Here is an 8,999-nt window from a genome sequence, read left to right on the forward strand (position 1 = left end):
CCTATTCATTGTACCCGTCACCATGTAACCCATGCCACGCATACCCCCACCCATGGAACCCATGCGCATACCACCGCCCCCACCTCCAATGCCGCCTCCAAAAAAGCCCGAGACCGCACCCGGCGTAGCACCCGACACAAAACCCTCACCCGCCTGACCCAACATCTCTGTTTTACTCAAACCCTTCCCAGACAAACTACCAAGACGACTCGCCATCCCAGCACCACCGCCAAGAAGGGCACCGCCAGCCATACCCAAAGCCGCACCAGTTGCAGAGTTAACCGCACCCCCCACTACGTTGGCCGCCGCCATACCCAAAGCCCCAAACTTGCCGACGAAGACCGTGGACATGTATGCAGCCGCAAAGAGGGTAATGATGGCAATTAAAATCTGGGTCAACGGATTAAGACTAGTCGATACAAGCACCTGATAGCCAAACAAAAGCACAATAGAAGCCATGATGCTGGCAAACATAAACCCAATCAAATCCTGAAGCAAAGTATCCGCAAAATGCTTCGTAAACGGAATCAACCGCAACACCAAAACCAAAGGCAAAACAGCAGCCAACACCCCCACAAAAAACAGACGAATAATACCCATAACCAAAGTCAACATCAAAATAGACGCAACCAACATAATCAAAATACCACTAAAGAAAAATCCTGTGAACGGGTCGAGGTTTGGCAGTGGAACCGTACCTATACCACCCGTTGCATAGCCAACGATGATGTTTATAGTGTTACCCGAGGGAATAAGCAACCCTGCACCCCCAACATCAGGCCAACCCACAAAAAGATTGATAGCCCCCGCTGTTGCATTATAAATTGGCTGACACGCAAAGATCAGAATTAGGGTAAAGACGCTGTTCATGATAATGTTGGATGCTGTGCCCTCATTCATTATTCTAAAATTCTCAAGCACATAACAAATAGCCGCTATAATTAGCACAACGGCAAACATGGCAAGGGCAATGGTTCGCATCAAACCAAACACCATCGTCATAGGCACACCCAACTGCTGCCCAATAGTCCCCCCACCACTACCCGGCGTAGCTATCAAAGGCAACTCTAAAAGATATGAATAAACTCCCTCAGGACCACCAATAATTACATCAAACAACGTAGACATGATAACAGGAGCCGCCAAATAGATAACAAGCATAGTAATGGTGAAAAATGCAATCAAAATCCCCGCATCCACCCCAAGCAAAGCACGATTAGACTTTAGTCTATCAATTACGCCTTGAATTTTCCTATAAATTCGATCAGTACGCCAGAGCTGAAACTTCACTAACTACACCATAAAAAAAGACCCCTACATTTTAAAAACAAAAAAAAACACAAAACCAACAAAAACTATGGTAGTATAACTGCGCTACTGCTTTTATAACCCTCACACAAACATAGACACATACGTTACATCAAGAATGAACAGCAATTGTTAACAAATAGAGGTTGCCATTATAAGCATATTAACCAAATTAACTCATTTAGAAAAAGGTGAATGCCATGACTGAAACTGTATTAAACACCAAAACCTTGCCTGAAGCCTTATCCAAGCTAATTAAAACAGAAAAAGTAAAAGTCCGTGAAACAGACGGCGAAATTCACCTCATACCCATACAAGAACCAAATGACTATATTAGCAAAGTACGTGGCTCACTATCTAATCATCCCGAAATGTCCGCTGAGAAATTTTTAGAGCGAAAACACGCAGATAAGGAACTCGAAGAATGAACACGTTCTACGTCATGGACGCTTGCACCTTAATTGCTTTTTTACAGGATGAACCGTGTTGCTTGTTATAAAACGTGCTTTTACTTGATGGTTTATGCATTTACTGTTTTGTTCGTATCAGGTACATTGCAATGCTCAGGATTATGGCTATGATGACTATGGCTATGAGGTATGTTGTGGCTTTGTCGAAGGGTATTTCCCATTGGGGTTTGGCGTAGGGTTGAACAGGTATGATTTGGTGGAATGTGGTTCCCCAAACGTTTGTGGCTTCAATGTAGAGTAATGCTTCTCCTTGCTCGGTTAGGGCTACTATTGTTTGGTCTTTGGAGAGTGCTATTTGTGTTTGTCCACAAAAGCCCCCTGTCTCTTCTTTGGTAATTGTGCTGTAGCCTTGGTATTGTTGGTAGAATTGTTGATAGTTTTCCTCGTAGCCGAGGGGTTTTTGGATTTGTTCTTGAGGTAGGGTTAGGTTCATTGTTTTAAGCAGACTAAGGGGCAGGAGGTCTGGGGAGAGGGTTTGGATTGTTTTTCCTGTGGGTATGCTTGTGACTAAATATACTGTTATGTTGGTTAATCCTCCGAGTTCTTTTGGGGCATTTAGTGATAGTAGGGTGTTTTGGGTAGTGTCTGCAAGAACGTCTATTTGCAGGGGTGAAGTGGGGTCAAAGTTTAGGGGCAGCTGGTAGGGGTTGTTGTCTCTAAAGTTTAACTCTATAGTTCGTTGAAGGGTGGTTGTCTGTTTTTGACCTGCTGTTATTTGGAGGTTGTAGTATAGGGGGCTTGTGCGTTGCAAGTATGCTTCAATAGAACCTGTGCTTCTAAACATTTGAGGCCCTGAATCGTAGAGATCTGCCATTGCTATTTTTAGGGCTTGGGGGTCAGATGTTTGCTCCTCAAAACTCGAACGCAAAAGGTCTGTTTCAGTAAAGTTAAAGGCAGACTCAAAAACAGCGTTTATGTTAACGCTTGGGTCTATGCTCCATGTTTGAAGGGTATGATCCCACTTGTAGGCTGTGGCGTTAAAGAGTTTAGCAAAAAACTCGTACTCACAGGTAGTGTTAGCATCAAAATATCTTGGGACACCAAAGAGATCACAACCAAGGGTTAGGTTGTAGTAGAGAGCGTTTGTGAAGCCTTGGTTGGTAATTTCTGCTATAACTGCAGGGTTTAGGGTGTATTGGAGTTTGGCATAACGCTCCTGTGAGGTAAAATACAGAGGCATAGGCGTTAAGCAGTTTAGCGTTTGGTTTTTCTCTACGCCCACCTCTTTGGCAAAGAGATCGAGGCGTTTATTGTGTGCATACATTGCTGTTATAGTATTTCCAAAGGGTGAAGTGGTTAGTGTTCCGTTGGGGGCGTTAAATTGTTCTACAAGCTGATTTTGCAAATCTTCCTGACTCATTGTTGTTTGGCTACTTTGGTTTGGGTTAACTGTGGGGGGAAAGACTATGCTGGCTTGCCACTCAAACCACTCCCCATAAACCCCACCTCCACCTGTTCCATCTACGGGCAGAATTTGAGTCCAAACATAGCTATGATTGGTGTTTGTTTCCCAAAGAAAAACCACCGAAAGTTCCTTGTTTGTAAAACTTTTCCCATCAACACTCAAAACAAATTGACTGAGTTCAGCCTCATTGTCTATGCCTTGGGCTAAGAATTGGGTGTTTGAGCTTTGGTTAAGAAAGCTGGCTACGGTAAGGTTGGGGGTGAGGGATTGCTGCATTTGGTCTATTTGCGGGATTTTTTGTGCGTAACCCTCCCAAACATAATCATCAATTACTGCGCGTTGTCTAAGATTACGATCTGGCCCATTACCCTCGTAACGTACAATTATGGCAAGGGGTTTTTCGTAACTGCTTGAACCGTTGCCAGTTGGAACAGTATAGGTAAGGGCTACGGTAAAGTGCGGATCATACTCCACCACCGTAACAGTTAACGATGCCTCAGCTATCACATAACTTTCACTTTTAGAACCATCAGTAGAGGAATGATTACCCCACACTTCCACAACAAAATAATACACCCCCGCTGAAGCAGAGGATAAAACCTCAAAGTCGCCCCCACCAACCCCCTCAGCCCCAAAATTGTCGCTATTGCTAAACATGTTAAAAACAGAGCTGTCATAGTGGAGTTCTACCTTTTCAAAATTAACCTCACTTGTTAACTCTGTATTGTAAGTTATTGCGAATATATCATTTGGATAAAATGTGCCATCCTCATTAATGGCAGGCATACCATATCTGTCAAACAGGGGTTCAATTGCCAAATTTACAGTACTTTGCCCAGTTTGTGCAGTCAACAAACCTAAAAACCCACCAAACACCGATAACCCCATTAAACAAATCAGTAAAAAAGCTAAACTCTGTTTTACAACAATTCTTCGGTTCCATGAGCCTTTACATATAGATTTATCCAAACATTACACCATAAAAACAACATACAGAAATTTAAAAAGAAACTAAACAAACTAACCCAACAACACACTATTGTGGTTAATTTTTAATTTTTAACTGTTCAGACCAAGGTAGTTTGAATAGCGCTATTACTGCCCTTTGGATGTGCAAACAAAGCACCCAACCATAGTGTATCTACACATCACCTGCTCCGATAACGTTAACAGGTTATCAACCGTTTATATTGACTGTGTGACTGCTCATTTCGTTTTGCCACAGACTCTACATTTTTTGGTAAACAAACCGCTCATCTCGCCACCACAATGTCGGCATAGCCCCTGTGATGCCCATTTGTTAGACTGCTCTATGCGTTGTTGTTCCTCTATGCGTTGTTGTTCCTCTATGCGTTGTTGTTCCAAACGCTTGCGCGCTTGTTTTTTATCAACAGGACCAATATTTCGCCAACTACCCACATTACACTGACCATAGCGATTGTCTTCAGTTGCTATGACGGTGCCATCAGCCCTCAAACCAACCGTATGATCATAACTAGCTGTTATTGCGACAATATCACGCCAACCACCAACATCACATTGACCACAATAAACGGTTTTACCACACCTAGTTGCTTTGTTGTCTCCAGTTGCTATGACGGTGCCATCAGCCCTCAAACCAACCGTATGATGATCCCCTACAGTTATTGCGACAATATCACGCCAACTATCAACATTACACTGACCATAGCGATTGTCTCCAGTTGCTATGACGGTGCCATCAGCCCTCAAACCAACCGTATGACCATAAACAGTAGCTATTGCGACAATGTCACGCCACCTACCAATATTATACTGATCATATTCATTGTATCCAGTTGCTATAACGGTGCCATCAGCCCTCAAACCAACCGTATGACCCGTAGCAGTAGCTATTGCGATGATGTCCCGCCATTCATCAACATTACATTTGCTGGTACTGTTGTCGCCAGTTGCTATGACGGTGCCATCAGCCCTCAAACCAAATGTACTATGCCATTCAGCAACTACAGCAACAATGTTGCGCCAACTACCAACAAAATAACACTGCCAATAGTGATTGCTTCCAGTTGCTATGACGGTGCCATCAGCCCTCAAACCAACCGTATGATCACGTCCAGTAGCTACAGCAACAATATCGTACCAACCTCCTACATTGCACTCGCCATATTCGTTTTTTCCAACCGCTATGACGGTGCCATCAGCCCTCAAACCAACCGTACGATGCCAAGCACTGGTTATTGCTACAATATCGTGCCAACCTTCCACATTGCATTGACCATATTCATTGTCGCCAGTTGCTATGACGGTGCCATCAGCCCTCAAACCAACCGTACGATTCCCTTCAGTGAAAATACAACCGATATATTTGGAATTATTTTCACGTATTCTTTTAAGCTCAGATACGCGTTTTTGTTTTTCTTGTTTTTCTTGTTGTATTTTTTGTTGAATTTTCTGACTATATGCTTCCAGCTTGGAGCGATAATCTTGGTCAGCAAAACGGATCGCCTTTTTGAAGTTCGGTTTGTCCTCCAGAGAATGCTGTTGGTTTGCCAAGTCTGTTTCATGTCTGATGTGTAATTCAGCGCATAATAAACCAATATACGCCCTTGCATGTTCAGGGTTTATATCCAGAACTTTATTGAAATATTCAGATGCTTTACTCCAGTCTGAATCCTCCAAAAATAAGAAGCTACGTGTCAATAAAGAGTCTACAGTGGACATAACTTTTCAACTCTTTTTCGCTGTATTAATTATTTTCTTTTAAATTTGTGGAGGGTTTATGTGTTGATGTCAAATGGATTTAGCTGTTGGTCGTGGGGGTAGTGCTTGTTGGGTTGAGGTTAGGCCACTTATTACTGCCAAGTTGGAGTCTGCAAGTTTTGCGTCTGTTTTAGATGCGTTGCATGATTTGGGTAAGCCGTTTAGGTTTTTTATTGTTGTCCCCAAAGATGGCGATTGTGGGGAGGATGAGCGATCGCTTGTTAGGTTTTTCTTTGAATTTTTTGATGAACACACCCGTGCACAAATGTCAAATGTCATACGAACGCTGCTTGACGTGGAAGTTATAGGAGGAGTTGAGTTGCCAAGGCATCAATACCGTTTTTGTGCGGATTTAGAGCTATCTAAAAATTATGCGTTGCCGTTAGTGTTTAATGGTCAGCGACAAGAACTGGTGGTTAATCTTATTGACCGCTTAGTTGCGTCCGTTGCAGGGTTGGGGGTATGTGTTGAGGTGGTTGTGCAGGCAGATCCTAATGCGGCAGGGGGGATACAGAATTTTGTGCACAAAAAAACCACACCCAAATCAACCTCATCGACAAATTCGTTGGTTTTAGATCCTTTGGTTGATTTGTTAGGGACGGGCATCGGAAAAACCTCAAAAAGTGAGTCCGCTAAGGGGCGATCTGGAGTTGTTAGGGTGGATTCTTGGAGCCGTGAGCTTGTAAGGGGTGCGGAGTTAAAACTTGCAAGCAACCTGTTTGTCTGCAAAATCCTTGTTTTTGGGGAGTCTTTACAAAGCATTCAAACGGCCAAAAAAGCTCTGCCAGCCGCCCCCACCAACAAACTAAAAACCTTCAAAACCACCAAAAAACCCAAACAACACCCAACCCCAACACTTAGAACACCCACAAGACATGTTATGCGAAATAATGTTCTCTGCCGTCTCTGGTGGGCAATACCCTTAAGCCTTCTGTTATTGGCTGGGTTTTTTGGATTATTTAATCCTCTAAACCTTGTTTTGTCTGCTTCAATATCTGGAGTGGATTTGGGGTTTGTTGGTTTTGGGGTTTTTTTGGCGGTTTGTTTGTTTATGGGCTTTAGGAAACGTCAACCCATTGTGCTCTCCACCCAAGAGTTAGCACAAATTGTGGGATTACCTACAGCAGTCGAAAAGCTTCCAGTGGTGTTAGGTAAGGTGCCTCTTTCAAGAATGCAACTAGACTACGAAAACCAACCAACTAAAAAAGCAAAGAAACAAGAAGAAGACAAAAACCCAACAGTTGAGAACACAAAAGAAGAGGTAACTGATGTGTGGTCGCAAGAGTGCAAGACTAATTGGTCTGCCTCTTCTGATTATCAACATGGTTTTTCGGCTGATTCGGAATAGGCAAAAAGGATGATTTGGTTGATTTTTAAAATCTCCACAATTCTATAGGTAGAGGATGAAAATTATGTTGTTGATGTGGTTGCCGTTTGTTTTTGTGTTGATTATTTTGGGGTATGTTTCGGTGCTTGATTTTAAGACTCGAAGAGTTGCTAATCGGGTTTGGCTTTTTGCATATCCAATTGGATGTGCAATGACCCTTGCGAGCATAGCTTTTAACTTGGTAGAGGTGTCAGTGGTGTTGGTTTCTTTGGTGGTTTCTTTGTTTTTGGGGTTGGGTTTGTGTTGTTCGGGTTTTTATGGAAGCGCAGATGCCAAAGCCCTCATATTTATTGGTCTAACTCTTCCAGCAATCCCCCACACACTTAACCCTACATTAGGGCTTTCTGCATTACCAGTAGTTTTGGTGGTATTTTGCTTTTCAGCCATTTTAAGTCTGATATGGCCTCTATCCATTTTTAGCCTAAACCTAAAAGACCTCCTTAAGGGCAAAAACATGTTTGAAGGAATCCAGCTCACCCTACGCCAAAAAATCTGGCTACTCTTTACGGTAAGACGCATACCATTAGATAAGTTGGGTGAGCTTAGATATTTTCCAGCCGAAACAGTGGTAGTTCAAGAAGAATGTGATGGCAAACCTACTAGAAAGTTGCTACGGTTTGTAAAAGCCGAGACAAATTTACAAAAATACCTCGATACGCTAAAGGGACACAGTGAACTATACCCAAACGGTGTGCTTGCCTCTCCAACAATCCCCACAATGATCTTCTTCACCCTTGCTTTTACGATAGTCCCTCTTTGCATATAACCCCTAAAAAGGGCAATCAAACGGTTGAAAATACTTGTGAGGAGCAATCTTACTCCATCGGCAGACCAGTAATTGCGTACGTGTTTACTCATTGTCACTGTCTTTCTTGTTTTCTTCCTCGAAATCAAGAGCTAGTTTCACACGTTTTTCTATATCCTCAACACTTGGCAAAGTATCTACTAGTTCAGCGGGAACAAAATCAGACAACTTGTACTCACTAACACCTATAGGTTTGTGTATGTCTTTTAAAGCGTATTCAGCCGTCAATTTATCCCGTGTTTTACAAAGTATAATACCAATAGAGGGATTATCGGTTTTGTGTTTAAGCATATCATCAACCGCCGACAAATAAAAATTAAGCTTGCCAGCATATTCAGGTTTGAACTCAGTATTCTTTAATTCAATGACTACATAACAACGCAGTTTAGTGTTGTAAAAAAGTAGATCTAAATAGTAATCTTTGTCGCTAACTTCCAAGTGATATTGATTGCCAACAAAAGCAAACCCTGTACCCAACTCCATAATAGTCTTAGCAATATTAGCCACCAACTCATTCTCTATCTCACGCTCAATAATTGCCTCACGTTGCTCAATAAAATCAAACACATAAGGATTCTTCAAAGTATCAGAGGCCAAACCACTAAACGGCGAGTGTAACGATTGGGTATAGTTACTTGTCTTTTCAGCCAAACCCTGACGCAAATATGTCTTTGCATCAACATGATACTGCAGTGAAGATAGAGACCAACCGTTCTCAATTGTTTGCTGAGCATACCACAAATACTCATCAAGAGTCTTGGTTTTATCGAGAAGTGTCCTGTTATGGGACCAGCTCAAAAGTGCCGACACTGTTGGCACTTTTCCCTTATCATTAACAAATTCAGCAAATTTTCGCATATAGTTGAGGTTACGAACAGAATA

The 8,999-nt window shown here is 42.5% G+C and carries 6 protein-coding genes and 1 pseudogene; 3 read left to right on the top strand and 4 right to left on the bottom strand.

Annotated features, from left to right (window positions below; genetic code table 11):
- Window positions 1-1,290: pseudogene (locus tag FWF39_RS10900) on the bottom strand (hypothetical protein); the annotation flags it as partial.
- A gap of 218 nt (window positions 1,291-1,508) precedes the next feature.
- On the opposite strand from FWF39_RS10900, the gene FWF39_RS10905 reads away from it, so the two are divergent.
- The gene (locus FWF39_RS10905) at window positions 1,509-1,736 is read left to right on the top strand and encodes a hypothetical protein (RefSeq protein WP_343383470.1); all 228 of its coding nucleotides are present in this window, start codon (window positions 1,509-1,511) and stop codon (window positions 1,734-1,736) included.
- 100 nt (window positions 1,737-1,836) lie between these two features.
- On the opposite strand, the gene FWF39_RS10910 is transcribed toward FWF39_RS10905, so the two are convergent.
- Both FWF39_RS10910 and FWF39_RS10915 read right to left on the bottom strand, forming a co-directional pair.
- Window positions 1,837-4,152 (bottom strand): hypothetical protein, encoded by a 2,316-nt coding sequence (locus tag FWF39_RS10910; RefSeq protein WP_343383471.1) that lies wholly within the window; start codon window positions 4,150-4,152, stop codon window positions 1,837-1,839.
- Window positions 4,153-4,389: 237 nt separating this feature from the next.
- Complete coding sequence (locus FWF39_RS10915; RefSeq protein ID WP_343383472.1) at window positions 4,390-5,886, bottom strand: hypothetical protein; 1,497 nt, start codon at window positions 5,884-5,886, stop codon at window positions 4,390-4,392.
- 73 nt (window positions 5,887-5,959) lie between these two features.
- On the opposite strand from FWF39_RS10915, the gene FWF39_RS10920 reads away from it, so the two are divergent.
- Both FWF39_RS10920 and FWF39_RS10925 read left to right on the top strand, forming a co-directional pair.
- Window positions 5,960-7,273: a hypothetical protein gene (locus tag FWF39_RS10920; protein ID WP_343383473.1), complete on the top strand. Its 1,314-nt coding sequence runs from the start codon at window positions 5,960-5,962 to the stop codon at window positions 7,271-7,273.
- Between the two features lie 64 nt (window positions 7,274-7,337).
- The gene (locus FWF39_RS10925) at window positions 7,338-8,078 is read left to right on the top strand and encodes a prepilin peptidase (RefSeq protein ID WP_343383474.1); all 741 of its coding nucleotides are present in this window, start codon (window positions 7,338-7,340) and stop codon (window positions 8,076-8,078) included.
- 84 nt (window positions 8,079-8,162) lie between these two features.
- Here FWF39_RS10925 and FWF39_RS10930 read toward each other — a convergent pair.
- The coding region (locus FWF39_RS10930) for a PDDEXK nuclease domain-containing protein (RefSeq protein WP_343383475.1) at window positions 8,163-8,999 on the bottom strand (837 nt) is incomplete at its 5' end.

Source organism: Candidatus Bathycorpusculum sp., from assembly GCF_009778815.1.
GTDB lineage: Archaea > Thermoproteota > Bathyarchaeia > Bathyarchaeales > Bathycorpusculaceae > Bathycorpusculum > Bathycorpusculum hydrogenotrophicum.

What these genes read in the sequence shown, in the direction of transcription:
- FWF39_RS10905 (WP_343383470.1), top strand. Translation starts at nt 1,509, where the DNA reads ATGACTGAAACTGTATTAAACACCAAAACCTTGCCTGAAGCCTTATCC.
- FWF39_RS10915 (WP_343383472.1), bottom strand. Translation starts at nt 5,886, where the DNA reads ATGTCCACTGTAGACTCTTTATTGACACGTAGCTTCTTATTTTTGGAG.
- FWF39_RS10920 (WP_343383473.1), top strand. Translation starts at nt 5,960, where the DNA reads ATGGATTTAGCTGTTGGTCGTGGGGGTAGTGCTTGTTGGGTTGAGGTT.
- FWF39_RS10925 (WP_343383474.1), top strand. Translation starts at nt 7,338, where the DNA reads ATGTTGTTGATGTGGTTGCCGTTTGTTTTTGTGTTGATTATTTTGGGG.